The sequence below is a fragment of the Microbacterium profundi genome, assembly GCF_000763375.1.
GTDB lineage: Bacteria > Actinomycetota > Actinomycetes > Actinomycetales > Microbacteriaceae > Microbacterium > Microbacterium profundi.
Genome location: NZ_JPSY01000004.1, coordinates 138,836 through 163,881, shown reverse-complemented (window position 1 = coordinate 163,881; position 25,046 = coordinate 138,836). Strand labels below are relative to the sequence as shown.

Genomic DNA, 25,046 nt, shown 5'->3' with positions numbered 1-25,046 from the left:
CGACCAGCTTCGCGACTCAGATGAAGGCGCGCACGATCGCCATCAGGATCAGCACGGCGAGCATGGTGAACGTGAAGCCGAAATCCAACGAGAGCGACCCGATGCGCAGCGGAGGGATGAAGCGCCGGAACAGCCGGATCGGAGGGTCCGTGACCGTGTACACGAGTTCTGCCGCGATCAGACCGCCGCCCTTGGGACGCCACTCACGATTGAACAGCGGAATGTAGTCGAGGATCAGCCTTGCGAAGAGCACGAAGATGTAGATCAGCAGGACCAGATGAATGATCGATGCGATCACCGAGACCAGTGCGGTCACGGCTCAGGACTGGTCGAAGCCCGCAGACTCCGGATCTGCGCTCGCGATACCACCATGACCCGACACCGCGATGTTCTCCGGCGACAGCAGGAACACCTTGCTGGTGACGCGCTCGATGCGGCCGTACAGGCCGAGCGAGAGGCCACTGGCGAAGTCGATCAGACGACGCGCGTCGGCGTCACTCATCTGCGACAGGTTGATGATGACCGGCACGCCCTCGCGGAAGTTCTCGGCGATCAGCTGCGCATCGCGGTACTGCTTCGGGTGCACGGTGAGGATCTCGTTGACCGTGCCGGCTGCAGGCTGGCGCACTGCCACCGGGCGACGCAGCGGTGTCACCGGTGCAGGAGCGGCTTCTTCATGGTCGCGATCACGATCACGATCACGATCACGATGTGCGCGAGCAGACGCCGGGGCGAGCTGCTCTTCGTAGGCCTCTTCCTCATCGGCGAGTCCCAGGTACACCATGGTCTTCTTGAGCGGGTTTCCCATCGTGTCCTCCGTGTTCGACGTGGGCTGATCTGTTTCGAGGTTAACCCCGGTCGGGCCGGGGTCCTGTGATTGCGGAGCCGATCCGCAGGTGTGTCGCACCTGCGGCGATCGCCTCGGCGAAGTCGCCGGTCATGCCGGCAGAGATCCATGTGGCACTCGCATCGAGCGAGCGGATGCCGTCTGCGACGCCGCGCAGCCGAGCGAATGCGGATGCCGGCGCCTCATCGAGCGGGGCGACGCCCATGACCCCGCGCAGGCGCAGGGACGGCAGGGCGAGGATGTGCTCTGCGAGGCGCTGCGCGTCGTCGGGCGCGACGCCCCCACGACCGAGGTCATCGGTCAGGTTGATCTGCACGAGCACGTCGAGCACGTCCTGGTGCGCGTCACCGGCGGCTCTGTGCAGTGAATCGGCGAGCTTGATGCGGTCGACCGAGTGAACGGCATCCGCGTTTCGCCGGATGGAGGCGGCCTTGTTCGTCTGCGCCTGCCCGATGAAGTGCCAGCGCAGCCCTTCGAGCGCCGGCTCGTCCTGCGACGAGTCGCTCTGCAGCTCCGCCCTCTTCGCCTCGAGCTCCTGCTGACGGTTCTCACCGACGTCGCGCACGCCGAGCGCATGCAGCTCGCGCACGAGGGACGCCGGGTGGAACTTCGTCACCACGATACGTGTGATGTCCGCCGCATCCCGGCCTGCGGTGCGCGCGGCGTCCGCGATCTGGGAATCGATCGCGGACAGCCGCGCGGCAAGGTCGGACAAGAGGGCCCTACTTCAGGAACTCGGGGATGTCGATGTCGTCGTCGGCGAACGCCGGCTCCAGGCTCGTCGCCGCGATGCGCGGCGCGGGCTGCTGAGGTGCCTCGTTCTGCTTCTGCTCGACGGCGGGGGCTGCCGAGTCATCCGAGAGCGACACCTCCGGCAGCGTCTCCGCCGCGGGCCGCGAGACCACCATCGGGTCGAGACGCAGCGACGGCTCTCCGCCGTCGAAGCCGGCGGCGATGACAGTGACGCGCACCTCGTCGCCGAGGGTGTCGTCGATGACCGTACCGAAGATGATGTTCGCCTCGGGGTGTGCGGCCTCCTTGACGAGATCTGCGGCGTCGTGGATCTCGAAGATTCCGAGGTTCGACCCGCCCTGGATCGACAGCAGCACACCGTGGGCGCCTTCGATCGACGCTTCGAGCAGCGGGGATTCGACGGCGAGTTCGGCAGCCTTGATCGCACGGTCGGCGCCGCGTGCGGAGCCGATGCCCATCAGCGCAGAGCCGGCGCCCTGCATGACCGACTTCACGTCGGCGAAGTCGAGGTTGATGAGACCCGGCGTGGTGATGAGGTCGGTGATTCCCTGCACACCGGCGAGGAGCACCTGATCGGCCGTGGCGAACGCCTCGATCATCGAGATGCCGCGGTCGCTGATCTCCAGCAACCGGTCGTTCGGCACGACGATGAGGGTGTCGACCTCTTCCTTCAGCTTGGAGACACCGGCCTCTGCCTGGCTCTGACGACGGCGGCCTTCGAACGAGAACGGCTTGGTGACGACACCGATGGTCAGTGCACCGATCGACTTCGCGATGCGCGCGACGACCGGAGCACCGCCGGTGCCGGTGCCGCCGCCCTCGCCTGCGGTGACGAAGACCATGTCGGCGCCAGTGAGGGCCTGTTCGATCTCCTCTGCGTGATCCTCAGCGGCACGGCGACCGACCTCGGGATCGGCACCGGCGCCCAGACCGCGGGTGAGCTCACGGCCCACGTCGAGCTTGACGTCGGCGTCGCTCATGAGCAGCGCCTGCGCGTCGGTGTTGACAGCGATGAACTCGACCCCGCGCAGGCCGAGATCGATCATGCGGTTCACGGCGTTGACGCCGCCACCGCCGACGCCGACGACCTTGATCACGGCGAGGTAGTTCTGGTTCTGGCTCATGGCCGGCCTCCGATGTGTCGAGCCTGGAAACGAATGTGAACTTTAAACCTCAACTAGAGGTGTAAAGTATTTCCCGGTATTGCGTTCTCTTGATCGAAGGTATGCGCCCGCGCGCCGCGCACGCGCAACGACACGGGCGTGTCGCCGCTTTGGCGCGCAGAATGCGGCGCAGGCGCGATTCGCACGGCTCAGCCGGCGACGACGACGTCGGGAGAGGACACGTCGATCTCGCGCGCGGCGGGGTTGGCCACCATCGTCGACGCCAGAACCCTGGCCTTGTACGCGGAATCCTCAGCGCTCCCCCACACCACGACGAGACCGCTCGCGAGCGTCAGCGTCACATCGTCGAGCGTGGTGGCGGAGACATCGGTGACGACGGCGCGAACGTCGGCGGGCAGCGACCTCACGACGAGTCCGACCGACTCGAACGCGTCGGATTCGATGCCGCCGTCGACGGCGATCACCGGCTGCCCGTCCGGGCGGTCCTCCGTCGTCGAGAGCGCCACCCCTGCAGCATCCACGAGCGTGAACCCGGCGCCTGATTCGATCACGCCGATCGGTGTGCGCTCCACGATCCTCACCACGAGATCATGGGGCGGCCTCGCCTCCAGCGCGTACGTCTCGATCAGCGGGAAGGCGATGAGCGCCGCCTTGACGTCGCTCTCACTGACCAGAGCCAGAGGCGTGCCGAGCTGATCGCCCAGCGCCGCCTCCACGGCTGCGGCGTTCAGAGTGGACGCGCCGGCGACCGTGATCTTCTCGACGGCGAACAGCGGACTGTACGCGGCTGCGACGCTTCCGCCGATCAGCAGCACCAGGGCCCCCAGGGCGCACAACCAGATCAGTCGCCTGCGCCGCGAACGCCGGGTGAAGCGCCGGATCTCCGCCCGCAGTGCTTTGCGGCGGGCGCGCGCGGCGCGCCAGACATCGCCCGCGGTGAGTGCCTCCGATGTCTCGGGCGGCTCATCCGCGGCATCCGCTCGTGCGCCTCCTGGACCCGTGGCCGCGACGATCGGCCGCCCCTCGCCGGTCGGGTCTGCATCCTCACGTCCGCGACGGGAGGAGCGTGCGGGTGCCGGCTTCGTCTCCTGTTCCGGCGGAGTCGGAAGCGGGGGCGGGCGACGCATCGATCAGGCTCCGGTCGTCCGCCGCAGCGATTCGAGCACCTGCGGGATCATCAGATAGACGTTTCCGCACCCGAGCGTGATGACGTAGTCGCCCTCGCGTGCGACGGTCGCCGTGTAGTCGGCGGCCTCCTGCCAGGAGGCCACGTAGTGAACGCGCTCCTGGTCGATGAACGCGTCGCTGACGAGTTCGCCGGTGACCCCGGGAACCGGGTCCTCCCGCGCGCCGTAGACGTCGAGCATCACCGTGTGGTCGGCGTAGGTCTCGAGCACCTCCGCGAACTCGCGGTACATGTGCTGAGTACGCGAATACGTGTGCGGCTGCTGGATGGCGATGATCCGCCCGTCGCCGACGACGCTGCGCGCCGCCTCGAGCGCGGCCCTGACCTCGGTGGGGTGATGCGCGTAGTCGTCGAACACGCTCACACCGCGCTCGACGCCGTGCAGCTCGAATCGGCGCACCGTGCCGGCGAAGCCCTCTACCGCGCGCACCGCATCGGCGAGATCATGACCGAGAGTCAGGAGCACGGCCACTGCACCCGCGGCGTTGATCACGTTGTGCTCGCCGGGAACAACGAGCTGCAGGCGCACGCTGCGCGCATCGTGCGTGATGGTCGCGGCCACGGGTCCTGCGACGGAGATGTCCGTCAGCCGGACGTCGGCATCGGGTGCGACGCCGAAGCTGATCACGTTCGGATGAGAGAGCCCGGCCTTCACGCGCAGCGCGCCAGGGTCGTCACTGGAGATCACGACCGCCTCGCTCGCACGGTCGGCGAAGCGGACGAATGCGTCGTGGAACGCGTCATCCGACCCGTAGTGGTCGAGGTGGTCGGGGTCGACGTTCGTTATCAGGGCGATCGCGGTGTCGTACAGCAGGAAGGTGCCGTCGGATTCATCGGCCTCGACGACGAAGAGGTCATCGGCGCCCGACGCGCTGGATGTGCCCAACTGCTCGATCACGCCGCCGTTGACGAAGTTCGCATCCGTGCCCAGCGCCTGCAGCGCCGTGACGATCATCCCGGTCGAGGTCGTCTTGCCGTGCGCGCCGGCGACGGAGACCAGCCGGCGCCCGCCGATGAGCCAGTGCAGCGCCTGCGAGCGGTGGATCACGTGCAGACCGCGCTCCTTGGCGGTGACGAACTCGGGATTCTCCGGCCAGATCGCGCCGGTGTGCACGACGGTGTCGGCATCGCCGATGTGGGACGCGTCGTGGCCGACGTGCACGGTGGCGCCGGCGACTGCGAGCGAGCGCAGCGCGTCGCTGTCGGCCCGATCGGATCCGGACACGCGGATGCCGGCATCCAGGAACATCTTCGCCAGGCCGCTCATCCCGGATCCGCCGATCCCGATGAAGTGGGCGGCGGTGATGGTCTCGGGGATCGGAAGGGAGAGGTCAGGTCTGATCATGTCCTGTCCATCCTAATTCGCGGCACTGAGGGCGCGGTCGATCATCGCGACGACGTTCTCGGTGCCGGTGCGCGTGCCGACATGCTCTGCCGCGCGCGCCATCCGGTCGATGCGCTCGCGATCCGCCATCAGCGGCACGACGGTGTCGCGCACTGTGTCACCCGTGAAGCTGCCGTCCTCCAGCAGGATCGCGGCTCCCGCGGCGACGGCGGAGGCGGCGTTGAGCCGCTGCTCTCCGTTTCCGACCGCGTACGGCACGTACACGGCAGGGATGCCGAGCGCGCTGACCTCGCTCACAGTGGCTGAGCCGGCGCGGGAGACGATCAGATCGGACAGGGCGAACGCCAGATCCATCCGGTCGACGTAGCGGCGCATGACGTAGCCGGGTGCATGCGGATCGACGAGGTCGCTGCGCTCCCCCGTCACGTGCAGCAGCTGCCACCCCTCTGCGAGCACATCGCGCCAGGAGTCGGCGAACGCCTCGTTCAGACGCAGCGCGCCGAGCGAGCCTCCGAAGACCAGCAGCACCGGCTGCGCCGCATCCATCCCGAAATGCTCCGCGGCTTCGGTGCGCATCGCCGCACGGTCGAGATCGACGATCTCGTGACGCAAGGGCATGCCGACCACTTGGCTGCGCTTCAGCGGAGTGCCTTCGAATGCGACACCGATTCCGGCCGCCCACCGCGCGCCGAGCACGTTCGCCAGCCCCGGCCTGGCATTGGCCTCGTGCACGACGAACGGCACCTTCTCACGGCGTGCGGCGATGTACGCGGGCGCCGAGGCATAGCCGCCGAAGCCGACGACGACATCGGCCCGGTGTTCACGGATGTGCGCGCGCACCTGCGCGATCGCCTTCACGAACCGGGCGGGGAACGCTGCAGCCTGCCTGTTGGGTCGACGGGGGAACGGCACCTTGTCGACGATCAGCAGTTCGTAGCCGCGTTCCGGGACGAGTCGCGCCTCCAGCCCCTCCTTCGTACCGAGCACGAGCACGAGCGACTCGGGTTCGCGCTCACGCAGTGAATCGGCGACGGCGAGCAGCGGATTGACGTGGCCGGCGGTGCCGCCGCCGCCGAGGAGGTACGTGGTCACCTGGTGACTTTATCCCGCGGAGATGCGGGGATCGTGCGAGCGAAGGCCAGCAGCACACCGCAGGCCAGCAGCACAGCGAGAAGCGCGGTGCCGCCCTGCGACATGAACGGGAGAGGCACGCCCATGACGGGGAAGACACCGATCACGACGCCGATGTTGATCAGCGCCTGACCGAGCACCCACACCGTGATGCCGCCGGCTGCGACGCGGATGAACGGGTCTGTCGTCTTGCGGATGATGTGGAACGCGCCGACTGCGAAGAACGTGAACAGTCCGAGGACGACGAGGCACCCGATGAGTCCGAGTTCTTCTCCGACGATCGCGAAGATGAAGTCGTTCGCGGCAGCCGGAAGCCATCCGTACTTCTCCTGCGAGTTGCCGAGGCCGAGACCGAAGATCCCGCCGTTCGCCATGCCCCAGACGGCATGGATCGACTGGTAGCAGTCGTTCTCGTAGTTGCTCATGTCGGTGCACACGGCTGTGATTCGCCGCATGCGGTCAGGGCTCAGGACGGCCAGGGCGATCACCCCGACGACGCCGAGCAGCACGGGGATGATGAACAGCCGCAGCTTGACGCCAGCGAAGAAAAGGCAGCCGAGCAGGATGAGCACGAGCACCATCGCGGTGCCGAGGTCGCGCCCGGCCATCACCGTGCCGATCACGAGCACAGCGACCGGGATCACGGGGATGAAGACGTGCTGCCAGATGCCGAGTAGCGCACGTTTGCGCAGCAGCACGTATGCGACCCACAGCGCGAGCGCGAGCTTGAGGAATTCCGAGGGCTGCATCGAGAATCCGGCGATGCGGATCCAGTTCTGGTTGCCGTCGCTGTTCACACCGATGCCGGGGATGAACACCAGCAGCTGCACCATGGTGGAGAGGATGAGCGCAGGCCAGGCCATCCGCTTGAGAAAACGGATCGGGAGGCGGCTGACCAGGAACATCAGCGGGATCCCGATGGCAGCGAACATCGCCTGCTTGATCGCCGTGTCCATGACGCCGGTCTCCGTGGCGCTCGTGGCCGAGATCACCATGATGATCCCGAACACGGTCAGCAGGAGCGCCGTGGATGCGATGAGAAGGAATTCGTTCGACGGCGGTGTGAAGATGCGCCCCAGGGAGACACGCGCCGCCAGTCCCCTGCCGGGCTGCCCCGCGTCAGCGCGCCGCGGGCGGGCCACCTGCGTCATCGGCGCTCCCCCGGTCGATCCACTTGCGCACCGCGTCGGCGAAACGGTGGCCGCGATCCGCGTAGCTCGTGAACTGGTCGAAGGATGCCGCGGCAGGAGCCAGTAGAACCGTTCCCCCGTCATCGGCGATCCCTGCGGCGAGTTCCACCACACGGGTCATGACATCTTCAGTCTCGCCAGTAACCACCTCGATCACCGGCACCGCGGGCGCGTGTCGCCCGAATGCCGCGACGACCTCACCGCGGTCGACGCCGATCACGAGCGCCGCGCCGGCGGTCCTGCCGGCATCCGCGACGAGCTCCGACAGATCCACGCCCTTGAGATCACCGCCGACGACCCAGATCGCGCCGGGGTATGCACGCAGCGAAGAGGCCGCAGCATGCGGGTTGGTCGCCTTGGAGTCGTCGACCCAGGTGATGCCGGCATGGCGGGCGATGACCTGGATGCGATGCTCGTCGAGACGGAACGTCTGCAGAGCGCGCTTGATCGCCTCCGGAGCAGTGCCGAGCGACCGGGCGAGTGCGCTGGCTGCCAGGATGTTCTGCACGATATGGGGCGCAGCGAGCCCTGCGTCGGCGAGGTCTTCGACCGTGGTGAGCTCGAGGGCGCTGTGTGCGCGGTCCTCGTGGAATGCGCGGTCGGCCAGGATGCCGTCGACCACGCCGAGATCGCTCGGACCAGGCACCCCGAGGTCGAATCCGATCGCCCTCGCCCCTTCGATGACCTCTGCGTCCTCGACCATGATGCGCGTCGCCTCATCGGCCTTGTTGTACACGCAGGCTACTCGGGTGTTCCGGTAGACGTGGGCCTTCGCGTCGCGATAGGCCGTTGCGCTACCGTGCCACACGAGATGATCGTCTGCGAGGTTCAGGCAGACGGACGCGTACGGCACGAGGGCACCCGCGCCGCTGCTCTGACCGATGTACCAGAGCTGGTGGCTGGAGAGTTCGACCACGAGGACGTCGAAGCCCGCAGGGTCGCGGACGGCATCCAGCACCGGGATGCCGATGTTGCCGCACGGAGCGGCGCGCAGGCCGCCCTCGACGAGCATCGTCGCGGTGAGCTGAGTGGTCGTGGTCTTGCCGTTCGTGCCGGTGATCAGCACCCACTGCGCCGGGGTCCCATCGGCGCGCACGACTTTGTCGCGGACCCGCCAGGCGAGCTCGATGTCGCCCCACACAGCGATGCCGGCATCCTGTGCCCAGCGGATGATCGGATGCGACGGCGAGAAGCCGGGAGAGGCGACGATGACCTCTGGATCGAAGTCGCGCAGAGACTGCGGCACCTCGTCGAGTGCGCCGAGTTCGAGACGGGCGCCGATCACGGGGATGAGGCGTTCGTACTCCTCTGCGGCGGATTCCGAGAGCACGAGCACCTCGGCACCGAGCTCGGCGAGTGTGTCGGCTGCCGAGAATCCCGTCACCGACAGGCCGAGCACCGCGACGCGCAGCCCCTTCCAATCGGCATGCCAGCTGGTCAGCGCATCAAGACGAGCGGTGCTCATCCGTCGACTCCGGTGAGCCACTCGACGTAGAACAGACCGACCGCGGATACCGCGAGCAGGCCGGCGATGATCCACAAACGTACGACGATCGTCGTCTCCGACCAGCCGCGCATCTCGAGGTGATGGTGGAACGGGCTCATCAGGAACAGTCGCTTGCCTCGCGTGATCTTGAAGTACAGCCGCTGGAGGATGACGGATCCTGACGACAGGACGAACACGCCGGCGATCACGAACAGCAGCAGCTCGGTGCGGGTGAGGATCGCCATCGCGGTGATGACGCCGCCGATCGCCATCGAGCCGACGTCGCCCATGAAGACCTTGGCCTTGGGCGCGTTCCACCAGAGGAATCCGATGAGCCCGGCTGCGAACGACGCGGAGACGATCGCGAGGCTGAACGGATCTCGCACCTCGTAGCAGGCGTCGAGCGCGCCGGGGTCGACTCCTATGCTCGCGCAGGACTGCTTGAACTGCCAGAAGGCGATCAGGCTGTATGCGCCGACGACGAACACGCCGGCACCGGATGCGAGACCGTCGAGACCGTCGGTGAGGTTCACGCTGTTGGACGTGGCGATGCCGATCACGGCGATCCAGATCAGGTAGACGATCCAGCCGATGATGACACCGAAGCCGAACAGGTTCAGCCAGGTGATGTCGCGGAACAGCGAGACGTAGCCGCTCGCGGGCGTCTGGCCGAACTGGTTGGGGAAGTTCAGTGCGACCACCCCGAACGGGATCATCACGACGAGCTGGCCGATCACCTTGCGCCAGCCCGAGAGGCCGAGACTGCGCTGGGACTTCACCTTCATGTAGTCGTCGATGAAGCCGACGGCGCCGAAGCCGATCATGAGCCAGAGCACGAGGATCGCGGAAAGCGCGGGCTCGCTGCCACCGGCGTAGACCCCGACGAAGTAGCCGACGATCGTGCCGACGATGAAGATGAGACCGCCCATGGTCGGCGTGCCGCGTTTGGCGCTGTGGCTCGGATTCGCGATGTCTTCCGGTGTGCGGATCACCTGTCCCCAGCCCCACCGGCGGAACAGCCGGAGGAAGACGGGAGTCAGGAACAGGGTGAAGGCGAGCGAAATCGCAGCCGCCATGAGGAGTGATCTCACGAGAACAATTCTCCCAGACGATCGCCGAGATGCCGAAGGCCCACGGAATTGGATGATTTCACGAGCACACGGTCTCCGTCGCGGAGCTCTGTGCGCAGGTATTCGTAGGCGGCATCCTGGTCGGGAAGGTGCACGGCTTCGCTGTCCCAGGACCCCTCGCCGACGACGGAGAGGTAGAGGCGGCGCGCCTCAGGTCCGACCACGACGATGCGTCGGATGTTCAGGCGCACGGCGAGCAGTCCGATCCTGTCGTGCTCCTCCCCTGCGCTCTCGCCGAGTTCGCTCATCGCGCCGAGCACGGCGACGGTGCGCTCGTCGGGGCCGGTGATCTGCGCGAGAGTGCGCAGGGCTGCGGCCATGGAGTCGGGGCTGGCGTTGTAGGCGTCGTTGATGATGCGCACCCGGTCGTTGCCGAGCGGCTGCATGCGCCACCGCTCCGCGACCTGGACGGTCTCGATCCTGGCGATCGCATCGGCGAGGGGCACCCCGAGAACGCCCGCGGCCGCGATCGCCGCGAGTGCGTTGGTGATGTGGTGCGCGCCGAGCACCTTCAGGTGCAGAGGCAGAGTCGCGTCTGCCGTGGTGATCACCGCTCTGGTGCCGTCGGCGGCGACCTGCACGTCACTCGCGCGCACGTCTGCCGAGCCGTCCTGCCCGAAGCCGACGATGTGCATGTCGTGCGCCGTGGCGGCATCGCGCATGGCTGCGACTCGGGAGTCGTCGATGTTCAGCACGGCAGTGCCGCCGGGGCGCGAGGCTGCGATGAGCTCGGCCTTGGCCCTGGCCGTCTCCTCGATGCCGCCGAAACCGCCGGCATGCGCCATGCCGACCATGAGCACGATGGCGATGTCGGGCTCGACGAGACCCGCGAGGTGGGCGATGCTGCCCGGGCCGGCGGCGCCGAACTCGCTGACGAGGTAACGGGTGCTGTCCGTGACGCGGAGCATCGTGACCGGGGCACCGACCTCGTTGTTGTACGAGTTGATCGGAGAGATCGTCTCGCCTTCGTCCTCGAGGATGCGGGCGAGCAGGTTCTTGGTGGTCGTCTTGCCGTTCGACCCGGTGATGCCGACGATCTTCAGCTGTCCTTCGGCGCGCACGCGCGCGACGACGGCGCGTGCGAGGTCGGCGAGAGCGGTGACGGCATCCTTCACGACCACTTGCGACACCTGGGCGTCGACGATGTGCTCGACGACCGCCACCGACGCTCCGCCTGTCACGGCCGCGGCGACGAAGCGATGCCCGTCGGTCTCTGCTCCGGGCTTGGCGATGAAGACACCGCCCGGGGTCATGTTCCTCGAGTCGGTGTCGACGACACCGGACACAGTGGTCTCCGAGATGTCGGGGTCTACGAGACGCAAGTCGCCATCGGTGATTGCGGCGATCTCGGCAAGCGTCAGGGCGATCATGAAATCTCCATGCGCGGCTCAGTGCCGGCTATTCGAATTTGGGAAGCAGCTCGTCCATCGGGACGGTCGAGGGCGAGACACGGTAGGTCTTCAGCACCTGCGTCATCGACTGCTGGAAGGCGGATGCCGTGGCTGCGGACGATACAACCTTAGTCGGCTCATCGAGCGTGACCACCACCACGTACTGGGGATCGTCGACGGGCGCGAAGCCGACCATGCTGGTGAAGTACTTCCCGGCGATGTACCCACCAGCATCCGCCTTCTGCGCGGTACCGGTCTTGCTCGCGACACGGTAGCCGGGAACCTCGATCTGCTGGCTCAGCCCACCCTGCACCGAGACGTTCTCGAGTATGCGCGACACCTCGGCCGCGGTCTGTTCGGAGACGACCTGCTCGCGCTTGGGCGCTTCCGGATCCACCACGGTGCCGTCGTCCAGAGTGCAGGACTCGATCAGCGACAGATCGATCTTCTCGCCGCCGTTGGCGATCGCCTGATAGGCACCGGCGACCTGAGGTGCGGTGACCGTGAGCGCCTGGCCGAAGGTGGTCGTGTAGAGCGTCTGGCTGTCCCACGCGTTCGCGGGATGCACGAGACCGGGGTTCTCTCGAGGGAATCCGATGGTCTCCTGCCCGAATCCGAACTTCTGTATGTAGTCGTATCGCGTCTGTGCGTCGATCAACGTGCCGAACTTCGACAGCGCGACGTTCGACGAGTCGATCAATGCCCCGGCGAGCCGGTACTGGTAGGTGTCGTGCCGGAACGGGTCATTGATGACCGCGCCGTTCGGGAATGTTTCGCGCCCGTTCGCTGAGACGGTTGTGTTCAAGTCGGCAGCGCCGGCGTCGAGCACTGCAGCGGCCGTGACGGCTTTGAACGTCGAACCGGGCTCGAACCAAGATCCGAAGACTCGCGTGCCCCAGTCCTCGGGTGAGGAGGAGTTGAGGTCGTTCGGATCCATGGCGGGCCATTCGGCTGCCGCCCGGATCTTGCCCGTCTTCACCTCCACCACGGTGACGGTGCCTGCCTTCGCGCCCATCTTCTGCGCTTCTTCCGAGATCATCTGCGTCAGGTACCACTGCAGGTCGCTGTTGATCGTCAGCTGCACCGATCCGCCGTTCTCTGCCGCGACCGTCCGATCACTGCCGGGGATGATGTTGCCGTCCTTGCCGCGAAGATACGTGCGCTCGCCGTTCACCGGCGAGAGGCACTGCTTCTCGAGCTGCTCCACGCCCGACTGGCCGACGCCGGCGCTGTCGACGTATCCGATGATGTTTCCGGCGACCGCGCCGTTCGGATACACGCGCGTCTCGCGCGGCAGCATGTCGAGGTAGACCAGACCGAGATCGCGCAGTTCGAGGAACTTCTCGGTGCTGAGCCCCTTCTTCAGCGGCAGGTAGCGCGACGCAGGATCGCTCTCGAGTGTGGCTGCGACACCGGCACGCAGATCGTCTGCATCCTGCCCGGTGATCGCCGCGATCATGTCAGCCGCCTCGCTCCAGGACGTCTTCGGCGGGTCGTCCTCATCGTCCTCGAGCGACGCGATCAGCATCGGGTCGAGCTGCGCGTCGTACACGGTGACACTGGATGCCAGCACCGTGCCGTTCGCATCGACGATCGAACCGCGGTTGCCCGGCAGTGTCACCGTCGAGCCGAGCTTCCCGACTTGCAGGGAGTCCTCGACGTGCTCGTTCGCACTGACGACCTGGATGTCGACGAGGCGGACGACGAATGCCGAGAGCACGGCGAGTATGACCGCCAGGGCGACGACGGTGCGGCGCCGGGGGCCGCGGGTGGCTCGTGTCGTCATGTCGCTCTCTCAGTCGAAGTTCAGCGTGTCGTGGGGCTCGGAAGTCCGTCGGTGATGGGCGGGGGCAGATTCGGATCGACGGCATCAGCTGTGTCGTTCGCTGACGCCTCGGCGTCATTCGCTGCAGCGGCGGCGTCCGCCTTCTGGTTCAGCAGTGCGTTGTACACCGCGCCGCTTCCATTCGGATCGATCGTGGACTTGCCATCGGCACCGGTGTTCGGACCGAGCACGGTCGAATCGCTCAGGCGCAGGTAGGAGGCGGATCCGGCCACGACCATGCCGAGCTCGGAGGCCTTGGTCGCGAGCAGCTGGGGCGAGCTCGTCCCGGCGAGGTCATCCTGCAACGCACTCGCCTGCAGGTCGAGTTCACGCTGCTGCGAAGTGAGGTCTGCGAGGACGAAGGAGTCCTGGGTGATCGCCAGTGACAGGCCGATCTGGGCGATCCCGATCGCCGCTGCCCCGCCGAGTGCGATGAGCGCATACGCCAGCTTCGGCTTGGCCCGCCGAGCGGGCGCCGTCACCGGCTTCAACCGACGGGGGGCGCCGGGCGCGGGAGCGATCGGCTCCGGCAGCAGTGCTGCGGCTGTCGCCGCCTGACGGCTCATGCGGCCTCCCTGATCCGCTCGGCGGCGCGCAGGCGCACCGGAATGGCGCGCGGATTGCGTGCCTTCTCTTCTTCGCCCGCCATCTCCGCGCCCTTCGTGATGGTGCGGAAGCGCGGAGCGTGCTGTGGAAGTTCGACGGGAAGCCCCGCGGGCGCCGTGGAGGCGGATGCCGCGGCGAAGGCCTGCTTCACAAGGCGGTCCTCGAGCGACTGGTAGCTCATGACGACGATGCGCCCGCCGACGGTCAAAGCGTCCATCGCGGCGGGGATCGCGTCGGCGAGGACGCTGAGTTCGGAGTTCACTTCGATGCGCAGCGCCTGAAACACTCGCTTGGCCGGGTGGCCGGCACGCTGTGCGGCGGCCGGGGTCGCTGCCTGCAACAGGTCGACGAGGTCCTGCGACCGCACGAGCGGCTTCTCCTCACGGGAGCGCACGATGAATCGGGCGTAGCGTGCGGCGAGCTTCTCCTCGCCGTAGCGCTCGAAGATGCGACGGAGGTTGCCCTCGCTGTATGTCGCGAGGACATCGGCGGCGGTCGTGCCCTTCGTCTGGTCCATGCGCATGTCCAGCGGAGCATCCTTCGAATACGCGAAGCCGCGCTCGGCCTCATCGAGCTGCAGCGACGAGACGCCCAGATCCATGAGGATGCCGGAGGCACCGTGAGCGTGGAGCCCGATCTCGTCGTAGACGGTGTGCACGAGCGTGACGCGGTCGGCGAAGCGCTCGAGCCGCTGACCGGCGATGCGCAGCGCGTCGGTGTCCCGGTCGAGCCCGATCAAGCGGATGTTGCTGAAACGCTCGAGCAGCGCCTCGGAGTGCCCGCCCATGCCGAGTGTGGCGTCGACCAGCACCGCGCCGTCATGCTGCAGTGCAGGTGCGAGCAGCTCGACGCAGCGTTCGAGGAGCACCGGGGTGTGGATGTCGCGAAGATTCATGATCGTTTCGGGTGACCTTCGACTCTGATCCCCCTCCGCTTCTCGACCCGGCACCGGGGAAGTGTGTCGGGGTGGGAGCGGCGGGGCATCACAGTCGAGGTCAGAACAGTCCCGGAATCACCTCCTGTTCGAGTTCTGAGTAGTTGTCCTCGCCGGCGGCGAGGTAGTCGTTCCAGGCCGCGGCATCCCAGATCTCGGCGTGCGCGCCGACGCCGGTGACGACGAGCTCCTTCTCGAGCCCCGCGTACTGACGGAGATGGGCGGGGATGGTGATGCGGTTCTGGCTGTCCGGCATCTCCGCGCTCGCTCCGGAGAGGAACATGCGCAGGAAGTCGCGCGCCTGCTTGTTGCTGAGCGGTGCTTGCCGGATCCGCTCGTGCATCGCCTCGAACTCGGCCGTGCTGAACACGTACAGGCATCGCTCTTGACCACGGGTGACGACGATGCCGCCGCCGAGGTCCTCACGGAACTTCGCCGGCAGGATGACTCGACCTTTGTCGTCGAGCTTCGGTGAATGCGTTCCCAGCAACATCGGCCATCACCCCCTCTGTGTCCGGCCAACTTCGAGGTGTCCCCCACTTTACTCCACTTTGCTCCACTTGCATATGAGCAAACCAGCACAGCATGGCATATTCGGTGATGCCAGATCACCGCTCCCCTGTGATTCCGCGCCAGAACGCGGCACAGCGCACAGTGGAGGACCGTGGAGGGAAAGTGGAGGATCTCAACGCGCCGAGGCGTTCAGGAGCCGCGTGATCCCCCGAGACGCAGAAAAGCCCGGATGCTCAATGCATCCGGGCTCTGGTGAGTGAAGAGGTCAGCGACCGTCTTGGCGACGATCCCAACGATCGTTCATCCGGTCCATGAAGGAGGCCGAAGTCTGCGGCGGCTTGGACGCCCCGCCGTCTCGGACCCGCGGCGTGCCGCCGACACGGCGCACGGGAGTCGCCGCGAGGATGACGCCGGCGACCATCGCCGCGAATCCGATCACGCCGACGATGATGCTGGCGACAGCGCCGAGCTGGCCGCCGAGCGCGACGCCCGCGACGAGCGCGCCGATTCCGACGAGAAGAAGAACGGCACCGTAGACGAGATTGCGGTAGCTGAGCGTTCGATCGCCGGAGGGCGCGGTTACGATGTCTGCGTCGTTGTGGAGGAGATGGCGTTCCATCTCGTCGAGCAGACGCTGCTCCTGTTCAGACAGTGGCATGACGCCCCCCCTTGGTTCAGTGTCTTTCATTCTACGCTCGCAGAACCGCCGAGGCTAGTTATCGGCTGAGAACCTAAGCTGATTATCGTGCCCTCATCCATACCTGTCCAGGACGCCGTCTCCGACCGTCTGGATCGCTTCATGACCGCGCTCGGATCCGAGACGCGATCGTATGGACCGGATGCTGCGATGTTCATCGCGTCCGCCGAGGCCACACTGCGGGGCGGCAAGCGTCTGCGCGCACGGTTCTGCCACGCCGGATGGCGCGCGGTCGCGCGCTTCTCCGCCCGCGACGCCATCGAGACGGATGCACTGTGGGATCTCTGCGCCGCGCTGGAGATCTTCCAATCCGCCGCGCTCGTGCATGACGACCTGATCGACAACTCGGACACGAGACGGGGCGTTCCGGCGGCGCACCGCTCCCTCGAGCAACAGCATCGGACGCTGTCGTGGTCCGGGGACGCCGAGCCGTTCGGGCGAGCCGCCGCGATCCTTCTCGGCGATCTGCTCGTCGCCTGGAGCGATGATCTGCTCGAGCAGGCCCTGACCGGGCTCGCGCAGGCGCCCGACGTGCGCCGGGAGTACGCGCGGATGCGTCGCGATGTCACCACCGGCCAGTTCCTCGACATCGCCGAGGAATCGGCCTGGCTGGTCAATCCCATCTCCGAGCACGCTGATCGCGCGCTGCGCGTGGTCTCTCTGAAGTCGGCGAGGTACAGCATCGAGCAGCCGCTGCTGCTGGGCGCCCTGCTCGCCGGGGCAGACGAGTCACAGCAGAGCGCGCTGCGCAGCTTCGGTCATCCGATCGGCATGGCGTTCCAGCTGCGCGACGACGTGCTCGGCGTGTTCGGCGATCAGTCGGTCACCGGCAAACCGGCCGGAGACGATCTTCGCGAGGGCAAGCGCACCGTGCTCATCGCGTTCACGCGGGAGCAGCTGGATGCGTCGGCCAGGCGACTGCTCGATGAGCTGCTGGGCGATCCGACGCTCACCGCGGATCAGGTGTCGGCGATTCAGGCCACGATCGCCGAATCCGGCGCACTGGCACGGGTGGAGGAGCTCATCGTCTCGTATGCACAGGAGGCCGACCGCGCGCTCTCGGGTGCGCGACTGGACAACGCAGCCGTCGGCGAGCTGCGAGACCTCGCGCGCGCTGCGACCGTGCGTTCCGCCTGAGGCGCGTCAGGCGAGTGTGCGGGCGACGCGGCGCACGGCGCTCTTGTGACCGTCGAGAAGCGCGGCGATCGGCGTGCGGCCGAGCTCGTCGTCTTCGCTGAACAGCCAGTCGATCACCTCGTCATCGGTGAATCCGGCGTCGGTGAGGACGATGATCGTGCCGCGCAGGGACGAGAGAGGATGCCCGTCGACGATGAACTGCGACGGCACACCGAAGACACCGTTCCGGGTCGATCCGACCAGGTACTGCTCGGAGATCATCCGACGCACGCGCCCGAGTGGCTCGTCGAGCCTCTCGACGAGATCGGGCATCGTCAGCCATTCGATGGCGGTGGGTTCGGGGGAAGTCTCAGACACGTTTCGACTATCTCATCTTCAGAGCGGCATCGCATATCGACACTTCTTTCACTCACGTCACTTCCGTCACTTTGGTTGACATCCGTTTACATGCGTGTCAGCGTTTCAGGGTCAGCAAAGGGGGGAAACCTTGACAGCGAACATCCTGAGCCCTCGTGCCGGATATATCCGGCTCGGCGTTCCAGCGGCCGTCCTCGGCGTGCTGGCGAGCGCCATGAGCACCGCTCCCGCGAGCGCCGCAGCACCGATCGAGCAGCAGTCGGAGAGTCGACTCACGGCGCTCCCCCGCATTCTGCCCGCGACGACGACTCCCACGAGCTACACCGTTCAAGACGGCGATACCGTCTTCTCGATCGCGCAGCGCTTCGGGCTGCGCACCGTCGACGTTCTCACCTGGAACGGGCTCGGCTGGCGCTCCGTGATCTATCCGGGGCAGACCCTCACCGTGGCGGCGCCCGCTTCGGCCCCCGCTCCTGCTGCACCAGCACCGGCGACACCTCCCGCTCCCGCCGCCACCAGCACGCACACCGTGGTCGCAGGCGACACGGTCTTCGCCATCGCACAGAAGTACGGTACATCCGTCGACGCGATCTTCGCGGCCAACGGCCTGAGCGCCTCATCGATCATCTATCCGGGACAGGCCATCGTCGTCGCGGCGGCCGCGCGTGCTGCTCCTACTCCCGCTCCAGCGCCCGCTCCCGCTCCAGCGCCCGCTCCCGCAGCGTCCGGACCGGCACCCGCCCAGACCGCGACGCTCAACGAACCGCAGGCGGAGAACGCCACCATGATCATCCGGATCGGGAGAGAGCTCGGCGTCTCCGATCGTGGCATCGCGATCGCGCTGGCCACCTCCATGGTCGAATCCTGGCTGCGCAACCTCGATTGGGGCGACCGCGATTCACTCGGCCTGTTCCAGCAGCGGCCCAGCACCGGCTGGGGCACTGTCGATCAGATCATGGATCGCGATCGCAGCATCCGGGTCTTCTACGGCGGCGCATCGGACCCGAACGGCACCACGTCGCGAGGTCTTCTCGACATCGCCGGCTGGGAAGGCATGGCGTTCAAGGACGCCGCGCAGGCCGTGCAGATCTCGGCGTACCCGGATCGTTACGGCCAGTGGGAGGCCCAGGCCTACCAGTGGATCGCCCTGTATGGCTGAAAATCGGCCGATCCTGTCGCCCAAAGGGGTGAGCCGCTCCGCGGTCTGTCAGCCAGTTCTTCATAGACTCTGTACGTGACGACCAATCAGCAGGCCGACCCCCTCATCGGGCGGCTTGTCGACGGCCGCTACCGCGTGCGCGCCCGGATCGCGCGCGGCGGGATGGCGACGGTGTACGTCGCCACCGACCTTCGCCTGGAGCGCCGGATCGCGCTGAAGGTCATGCACGGCCATCTCAGCGACGACTCGGTGTTCCAGAGCCGGTTCATCCAGGAGGCCCGAGCCGCGGCCCGCCTCGCCGATCCGCACGTGGTCAACGTGTTCGATCAGGGCCAGGACGGCGAACTCGCCTATCTCGTGATGGAGTACCTTCCCGGAATCACGCTGCGCGAGCTGATGCGCGAACAGCGCCGTCTCACGATCCCGCAGACGATAACGATCATGGATGCGATCCTCGCCGGACTCGCGGCGGCCCACAAGGCGGGCATCGTGCATCGTGACGTGAAGCCCGAGAACGTACTGCTCGCCGAGGACGGCCGCATCAAGATCGGTGACTTCGGCCTCGCCCGCGCCACCACGGCGAACACCGCCACCGGACAGCAACTGCTCGGCACCATCGCCTACCTCGCCCCTGAGCTCGTCACCCGCGGCACGGCCGATGCTCGCAGCGACATCTATGCGCTCGGCATCATGCTCTACGAGATGCTCGTCGGCGAGCAGCCGTACAAGGGCGAGCAGCCGATGCAGATCGCCTTCCAGCATGCGACGGAGTCGGTGCCGCGACCGAGCGTGCGCAACCCAGGAGTCCCTGAACAGCTCGACGAGCTCGTGCTGTGGTCGACCGAGAAGTCGCCCGATGAGCGCCCGAACGACGCACAGGAGATGCTCGACCGCCTTCGCGAGATCGAGCGCTCACTCGGCGTCGCCCCCACGGCCGTCGCCGCGACGACGACGCCGATCCGTGCGCAGAGCGATTCGGGCGATCTGACGAAGGTCATGCCGTCGACGATGGTCATCGACGATGTCGCGGCGCCGGCGTCGCAGCCCGTCGACAACGCGACCCTGCTCAGGCGGCGCACGTCCAAGCGCCGCGCCCGTGGCGCGTTCTTGCTGTCCCTCGTGCTTCTGCTCGCCGTCGTCGCAGGAGGCGTCGGCTGGTGGTTCGGGTCAGGTCCCGGCTCACTCGTGGCCGTACCCTCCGTCGCGGGCAAGAGCTACGAGGAGGCCGCGACGATCCTCTCCGAGGAGGGGTTCGTCCCCGTGGCCGCGGAGGAGAGCTCCGTCGACATCGAGCCCGGCCTCGCGATCCGCACCGACCCCGCCGAAGGCGAACGACTCGACGGGGGCGCCGAGGTCAGCGTCTTCGTCTCCACAGGTCCCGCTCCGCGCGCGATCGAGACGTTGAACGGCAAGACCGCCGATGAGGCCCGCGCCTACCTCAAGGATCTCGGACTCACCGTCTCCGACGATGACCTCCTCCTGTACTCGAACGGAGGAGCCCCGGAGGGTGTCGTGATCAACGCCAGCGTCACTCCGCGTGCCGGTGGCGACGATGTCGAATGCGGTGAGGGATGCAGCGTCTTCGAGGCCGACACCGCGAACCTCGTCGTGTCGCTGGGCAGCGTGCCGGATGTCGTCGGGATGACGGTGTCAGAGGCGACATCTGCTCTCAGCGACAAGGACATCGGCACGACCACGACCGAGGAGTTCAGCGACGACGTCGAAGAGGGTCGCGTCATCCGCATCTCCGGTCGCGACGACGGTTCGAATTGGCGACCCGGCGACACGATGACTCTCGTCGTTTCGAAGGGGCCACAGCTGTTCGAGGTGCCTGATGTGACCGGTCAGAACCGCGACACCGCCGCCAAGACACTCCGCGATGCGGGATTCGAGCCCACGTGGAATCCGCTGTGGACCCCGTTCCCGAACGGACTGACCGAGGTCACCGGTACCGACCCTTCGGCAGGGACCCTGCGCAGAGCAGGCAGCCAAGTGACCTTGCTCATCCGCAGCGCCCTCTGACCGGCATCCGCTGCACGAAGTGGCATCCGCTGCATCGATCGACGCCGCGAATGCCACCGGATGGCGCGCAGAGTCAGCGCTTCTCGAGCTCCTCGGCGACGAGGAATGCGAGTTCGAGGCTCTGCATGTGGTTCAGCCGCGGGTCGCAGAGCGACTCGTAGCGCGTCGCCAGTGCGGCCTCGTCGATGTGCTCCGACCCGCCGAGGCACTCGGTGACGTCGTCGCCGGTGAGCTCGACGTGGATGCCGCCGGGGAACGTGCCGACCGCGCGGTGCGCCTCGAAGAAGCCACGCACCTCGTCGACCACGTCGTCGAAGCGACGCGTCTTGTATCCGGTCGGGGTGGTGATGCCGTTGCCGTGCATCGGGTCGGTCACCCACAGCGGCTGGGCGCCCGATTCACGAACGGCTTCGAGCAGCGGCGGCAGTGCGTCGCGGATCTTGCCCGCACCCATGCGCGTGATGAATGTGAGGCGTCCCGGCTCGCGGTTCGGGTCGAGCTTGTCGATCAGTGCCAGCGCCGTCTCGGGCGTGGTGGTGGGGCCGAGCTTCACGCCGATGGGGTTTCGGATCTTCGAGAAGTAGTCGACGTGCGCACCGTCGAGGTCGCGGGTGCGCTCTCCGATCCAGAGGAAATGCGCTGAGGTGTTGTACGGGGTGTCCGTGCGGGAATCGATCCGCGTCATCGGGCTCTCGTAGTCCATCAACAGGCCTTCGTGGCCGGTGAAGAACTCGACGCGCTTGAGCTCGTCGAAGTCCGCACCCGCGGCCTCCATGAACTTGATCGCACGGTCGATCTCGGATGCCATGCGCTCGTACCGCTGGTTGGCGGGGTTCGATGCGAAGCCCTTGTTCCAGGAGTGCACCTCACGGAGGTCGGCGAAGCCACCCTGCGTGAACGCACGGATCAGGTTCAACGTGGATGCGGCCGTGTGATAACCCTGAAGCAGACGCCCGGGATCGGCCCGGCGCGAGCCCTCGGTGAAGTCGTAGCCGTTGACGATGTCGCCGCGGTAGGCCGGCAGCGTGATGTCGCCGCGCGTCTCCGAGTCGCTCGAGCGCGGCTTCGCGAACTGCCCGGCCATGCGGCCCATCTTGACGATCGGCATCGACGCGCCGTATGTGAGCACGACGGCCATCTGCAGCACGGTCTTGATGCGGTTGCGGATCTGCTCCGCGGTCGCACCGGCGAACGTCTCGGCGCAGTCGCCGCCCTGCAGCAGGAATGCCTGACCGGATGCTGCGCGAGCGAGGCGATCGCGCAGATTGTCGACCTCACCGGCGAACACCAGCGGCGGAAGCCCAGCGATCTGTGCCGACACGTCGGCGACGCGATCCGCGTCGGGCCAGGTCGGCTGCTGTTTGATGGGAAGGGTGCGCCAAGCGTCCAGGGCGGCGTCGAGCTGCTGAGGCATCTCCCCAGCTTACTGGCCGTGAGCGCGCCGCCTCGCCGTCAGAACCCCGTCGTCATGACCGCGGCCGTCACGAACGCTGCGGCATCCGATCCCGCACCGACGAGGCGTAGACGTCGTCGTACTGCTGCTCACCCAGACGCTGCAGGGCGACCATGATCTCGTCTGTGACCGAGCGCAGGATGTAGCGATCGTTCTCCATGCCCTCGTAGCGGGAGAAGTCCAGCGGTTCGCCGATGACGATCCCCACGCGGACGATCCGTGGCACCGTGCGGCCGATGGGCATGGCGGTGTCTGTGTCGACCATGACCACGGGGATCACTGGAACCCTCGCCTCGAGCGCCATCCGCGCGATACCGGTGCGCCCGCGATACAGCTTGCCGTCAGGGCTGCGCGTTCCCTCGGGATAGATGCCGAGCACGTCACCTCGTCCGAGCACCTGAAGACCCGTGTTCAGCGAGGCCTCTGAGGCCTTTCCGCCTGAGCGGTCGATGGGTATCTGCCCGGTGGCCTTCATGAAGTACTTCGTCGCCCACCCCTTGAGCCCTCGCCCGGTGAAGTAGTCGCTCTTCGCGAGGAACGACATCGGCCGATCGATCAGCAACGGGAGGAACACCGAGTCGGACACCGACAGGTGGTTGCTCGCCAGGATGGCAGCACCGTTCTTGGGCACGTTGCTGCGCCCCACGATCCAGGGACGGAAGATCGCCTTGACCACGGGGCCGATCACGACGTACTTCATCAGCCAGTAGAACATCGTCACGAAGTCTATCCCCGGCCCTGCCGCCGCCCGTCATGACACCCGCGAACCGATGCCGCGAGTTGCGCGACTGAGTGTCATCGATCGCGTGACTGAATTCCAGAATTGCCCGGGTTCAAGACCGGTTGTGCCCTAGACTCATGGGAAACCCGTGCCCGACCGGTACCGAAGGAGTTGCCGTGGTTCAATTCGAAGTTCCCGCGATCGTCCCTGCTGATCCCGACGCGAATGTCTCAGATCTGCTGGCCAAACGAGTCGAAGCCACTCCCGACAAGGCCTTGTTCTCGGTTCCGAACGGCGACGGATGGAGCGACATCAGCGCCGCCGACTTCCAGACGGCCGTGATCGCTCTCGCCAAGGGCTTCGTCGCCGTCGGCGTCCAGCCCGGCGAGAAGGTCGGATTCCTCGCTCGCACCACGTACGAATGGACTCTGGTCGACTTCGCACTCTTCTACGCCGGAGCGGTGATGGTGCCGATCTACGAGACCAGTTCTCCGTCGCAGATCCAGTGGATCCTCGAGGACTCCGGCGCCACGGCGCTCATCCTGGAATCCGCCGACCACTTCGCGAAGTTCGACGAGGTGCGCGGCGACCTCCCTCTGATCCGCGATGTCTGGCAGTTGCACGTCGGCGCCATCGACACGCTCACCGCCGCCGGCGTCGACGTCGAGGACGCTGAGATCGAGCGCCGCCGCAACCTCGCCGTCGGCTCCGACATCGCCACCCTCATCTACACGTCCGGCTCGACCGGACGACCCAAGGGCTGCGTGCTGACGCACAGCAACTTCGTCGAGCTGTGCCGCAATTCGGCCAAGGCGCTCAACGCGGTCGTGGAGACCCCGGGAGCGTCCACGCTGCTGTTCATCACCACGGCGCACATCTTCGCTCGCTTCATCTCGCACCTCAACATCCACGCCGGCGTGCGCACCGGGCACCAGCCGGACACGAAGCAGCTGCTTCCGGCATTGGGCTCGTTCAAGCCGACCTTCCTTCTTGCTGTGCCGCGCGTGTTCGAGAAGGTCTACAACTCTGCGGAGCAGAAGGCAGAAGCCGGCGGCAAGGGCAAGATCTTCCGCGCGGCTGCGGCAGCGGCGATCGAGCACTCGCGCCTTCTCGAAGATGGCAAGAAGATCCCGTTCGGGCTGAAGATCAAGTTCGCGCTGTTCGACAAGCTCGTCTACAGCAAGCTGCGGGCGGCCATGGGCGGCAACATCGTCTACGCCGTCTCCGGATCCGCTCCCCTCGGCCCCCGCCTCGGTCACTTCTTCCACAGCCTCGGCGTCGTGATCCTGGAGGGCTACGGCCTCACCGAGACCACCGCCCCCGCCACCGTGAACCTCGCCGACAAGTCGAAGATCGGGACAGTCGGTCCTGCGCTTCCCGGCGTCGGCGTCCGCCTCGCTGAGGACGGCGAGATCGAGGTCAAGGGCATCAACGTCTTCAAGGAGTACTGGAACAACCCCGAAGCGACGGCGGAATCCTTCCACGACGGCTGGTTCCGCACCGGAGACATCGGCAGCTTCGACTCGGAGGGGTTCCTCACGGTCACCGGCCGCAAGAAGGAGATCATCGTCACGGCCGGCGGCAAGAACGTCGCGCCGGCTGCACTGGAGGATCCCATCCGCGCGAACCCGATCGTCGGTCAGGTCGTGGTCGTCGGCGATCAGAAGCCGTTCATCTCGGCCCTGATCACGCTCGACCCCGAGATGCTTCCCACCTGGCTCGGCAACAACGGCCTCTCCGCCGGGATGTCACTCGCCGAGGCGTCGAAGAACGAAGCGGTACGCACCGAGATCCAGCGCGCGGTCGACGTCGCCAACGGCAATGTGTCCCGCGCGGAGTCGATCCGCAAGTTCACGATCCTCGACTCGGAGTGGACAGAGGACAGCGGCCATCTCACGCCGAAGATGTCGATCAAGCGCAACGTGATCATGAAGGACTTCGCCGCTGAGGTCGCGGCGATCTACGACGAGCCGGTCAACACGACCAACGTCGCGATCGGCGGATGAGCTCAACGAGACCCCGCCTTATCACCCAGACCC

At 66.7% G+C, this 25,046-nt stretch carries 23 protein-coding genes; 4 read left to right on the top strand and 19 right to left on the bottom strand.

The genetic code is table 11. The annotated features are described in order from the left end of the window. Positions 1-16 precede the first annotated feature (16 nt). From JF52_RS0115490 to JF52_RS0115415, 16 genes are all read right to left on the bottom strand, one after another. The gene (locus JF52_RS0115490) at positions 17-316 is read right to left on the bottom strand and encodes a YggT family protein (protein WP_033107492.1); all 300 of its coding nucleotides are present in this window, start codon (positions 314-316) and stop codon (positions 17-19) included. Between the two features lie 3 nt (positions 317-319). Next, the gene (locus JF52_RS0115485; protein ID WP_033107491.1) at positions 320-808 is read right to left on the bottom strand and encodes a cell division protein SepF; all 489 of its coding nucleotides are present in this window, start codon (positions 806-808) and stop codon (positions 320-322) included. A 40-nt stretch (positions 809-848) separates the two neighbouring features. Beyond that, positions 849-1,562: a YggS family pyridoxal phosphate-dependent enzyme gene (locus JF52_RS0115480; RefSeq protein WP_033107490.1), complete on the bottom strand. Its 714-nt coding sequence runs from the start codon at positions 1,560-1,562 to the stop codon at positions 849-851. Positions 1,563-1,569: 7 nt separating this feature from the next. Continuing rightward, the gene (gene ftsZ / locus JF52_RS0115475) at positions 1,570-2,724 is read right to left on the bottom strand and encodes a cell division protein FtsZ (RefSeq protein WP_033107489.1); all 1,155 of its coding nucleotides are present in this window, start codon (positions 2,722-2,724) and stop codon (positions 1,570-1,572) included. Positions 2,725-2,912: 188 nt separating this feature from the next. Continuing rightward, a complete protein-coding gene (locus JF52_RS0115470) occupies positions 2,913-3,851 on the bottom strand; it encodes an FtsQ-type POTRA domain-containing protein (RefSeq protein ID WP_033107488.1) in 939 nt (312 codons plus the stop codon). A gap of 3 nt (positions 3,852-3,854) precedes the next feature. Further along, positions 3,855-5,255, bottom strand: coding sequence for a UDP-N-acetylmuramate--L-alanine ligase (gene murC, locus JF52_RS0115465; RefSeq protein WP_033107487.1), 1,401 nt, complete (start codon positions 5,253-5,255; stop codon positions 3,855-3,857). Positions 5,256-5,267: 12 nt separating this feature from the next. Then, the gene (locus JF52_RS0115460; RefSeq protein ID WP_033107486.1) at positions 5,268-6,347 is read right to left on the bottom strand and encodes a UDP-N-acetylglucosamine--N-acetylmuramyl-(pentapeptide) pyrophosphoryl-undecaprenol N-acetylglucosamine transferase; all 1,080 of its coding nucleotides are present in this window, start codon (positions 6,345-6,347) and stop codon (positions 5,268-5,270) included. Next, on the bottom strand, positions 6,344-7,537 hold the full coding sequence (gene ftsW, locus JF52_RS0115455; protein WP_033107485.1) for a putative lipid II flippase FtsW: 1,194 nt from the start codon (positions 7,535-7,537) through the stop codon (positions 6,344-6,346). Before ftsW ends, JF52_RS0115460 begins: the two co-directional genes overlap by 4 nt. Beyond that, positions 7,506-9,041 carry a UDP-N-acetylmuramoyl-L-alanine--D-glutamate ligase gene (gene murD, locus JF52_RS0115450; RefSeq protein WP_033107484.1) on the bottom strand — a complete coding sequence of 512 codons (1,536 nt, stop codon included), beginning with the start codon at positions 9,039-9,041 and terminating at the stop codon, positions 7,506-7,508. The genes ftsW and murD overlap by 32 nt, the downstream gene beginning before the upstream one ends. After that, positions 9,038-10,153 carry a phospho-N-acetylmuramoyl-pentapeptide-transferase gene (gene mraY / locus JF52_RS0115445; RefSeq protein ID WP_033107483.1) on the bottom strand — a complete coding sequence of 372 codons (1,116 nt, stop codon included), beginning with the start codon at positions 10,151-10,153 and terminating at the stop codon, positions 9,038-9,040. The genes murD and mraY overlap by 4 nt, the downstream gene beginning before the upstream one ends. Then, positions 10,150-11,562, bottom strand: a complete 1,413-nt coding sequence (locus JF52_RS0115440; RefSeq protein ID WP_033107482.1) for a UDP-N-acetylmuramoyl-tripeptide--D-alanyl-D-alanine ligase — start codon at positions 11,560-11,562, stop codon at positions 10,150-10,152. The genes mraY and JF52_RS0115440 overlap by 4 nt, the downstream gene beginning before the upstream one ends. Before the next feature lie 28 nt (positions 11,563-11,590). After that, a complete protein-coding gene (locus tag JF52_RS0115435) occupies positions 11,591-13,369 on the bottom strand; it encodes a peptidoglycan D,D-transpeptidase FtsI family protein (protein WP_033107481.1) in 1,779 nt (592 codons plus the stop codon). Between the two features lie 20 nt (positions 13,370-13,389). After that, positions 13,390-13,974: a hypothetical protein gene (locus tag JF52_RS0115430; RefSeq protein WP_033107480.1), complete on the bottom strand. Its 585-nt coding sequence runs from the start codon at positions 13,972-13,974 to the stop codon at positions 13,390-13,392. Beyond that, positions 13,971-14,909, bottom strand: coding sequence for a 16S rRNA (cytosine(1402)-N(4))-methyltransferase RsmH (gene rsmH, locus JF52_RS0115425; RefSeq protein ID WP_052167114.1), 939 nt, complete (start codon positions 14,907-14,909; stop codon positions 13,971-13,973). Before rsmH ends, JF52_RS0115430 begins: the two co-directional genes overlap by 4 nt. A gap of 100 nt (positions 14,910-15,009) precedes the next feature. Continuing rightward, the gene (gene mraZ / locus JF52_RS0115420; RefSeq protein ID WP_033107479.1) at positions 15,010-15,441 is read right to left on the bottom strand and encodes a division/cell wall cluster transcriptional repressor MraZ; all 432 of its coding nucleotides are present in this window, start codon (positions 15,439-15,441) and stop codon (positions 15,010-15,012) included. Positions 15,442-15,726: 285 nt separating this feature from the next. Next, positions 15,727-16,119, bottom strand: a complete 393-nt coding sequence (locus JF52_RS0115415; RefSeq protein WP_033107478.1) for a DUF3040 domain-containing protein — start codon at positions 16,117-16,119, stop codon at positions 15,727-15,729. A gap of 87 nt (positions 16,120-16,206) precedes the next feature. Between JF52_RS0115415 and JF52_RS0115410 the strand changes: the two genes are divergently transcribed. Continuing rightward, a complete protein-coding gene (locus JF52_RS0115410; protein ID WP_033107477.1) occupies positions 16,207-17,295 on the top strand; it encodes a polyprenyl synthetase family protein in 1,089 nt (362 codons plus the stop codon). Positions 17,296-17,301: 6 nt separating this feature from the next. Here the strand turns inward: JF52_RS0115410 and JF52_RS0115405 are convergent, their stop codons facing one another. After that, positions 17,302-17,652 carry an Rv2175c family DNA-binding protein gene (locus tag JF52_RS0115405; protein WP_033107476.1) on the bottom strand — a complete coding sequence of 117 codons (351 nt, stop codon included), beginning with the start codon at positions 17,650-17,652 and terminating at the stop codon, positions 17,302-17,304. Positions 17,653-17,782: 130 nt separating this feature from the next. On the opposite strand from JF52_RS0115405, the gene JF52_RS0115400 reads away from it, so the two are divergent. Together JF52_RS0115400 and pknB are read left to right on the top strand one after the other, a co-directional pair. After that, positions 17,783-18,811, top strand: a complete 1,029-nt coding sequence (locus tag JF52_RS0115400; RefSeq protein WP_052167112.1) for a LysM peptidoglycan-binding domain-containing protein — start codon at positions 17,783-17,785, stop codon at positions 18,809-18,811. Positions 18,812-18,886: 75 nt separating this feature from the next. Further along, complete coding sequence (gene pknB, locus JF52_RS0115395) at positions 18,887-20,833, top strand: Stk1 family PASTA domain-containing Ser/Thr kinase (protein WP_033107475.1); 1,947 nt, start codon at positions 18,887-18,889, stop codon at positions 20,831-20,833. A gap of 73 nt (positions 20,834-20,906) precedes the next feature. On the opposite strand, the gene JF52_RS0115390 is transcribed toward pknB, so the two are convergent. After that, positions 20,907-22,247, bottom strand: a complete 1,341-nt coding sequence (locus tag JF52_RS0115390; RefSeq protein WP_033107474.1) for a class II 3-deoxy-7-phosphoheptulonate synthase — start codon at positions 22,245-22,247, stop codon at positions 20,907-20,909. Between the two features lie 67 nt (positions 22,248-22,314). After that, entirely contained in the window at positions 22,315-23,001 is a 687-nt protein-coding gene (locus JF52_RS0115385; RefSeq protein WP_052167136.1) for a lysophospholipid acyltransferase family protein, read from the bottom strand. Between the two features lie 182 nt (positions 23,002-23,183). Between JF52_RS0115385 and JF52_RS0115380 the strand changes: the two genes are divergently transcribed. Further along, positions 23,184-25,013: an AMP-dependent synthetase/ligase gene (locus JF52_RS0115380; RefSeq protein WP_033107473.1), complete on the top strand. Its 1,830-nt coding sequence runs from the start codon at positions 23,184-23,186 to the stop codon at positions 25,011-25,013. Positions 25,014-25,046: the final 33 nt, after the last annotated feature.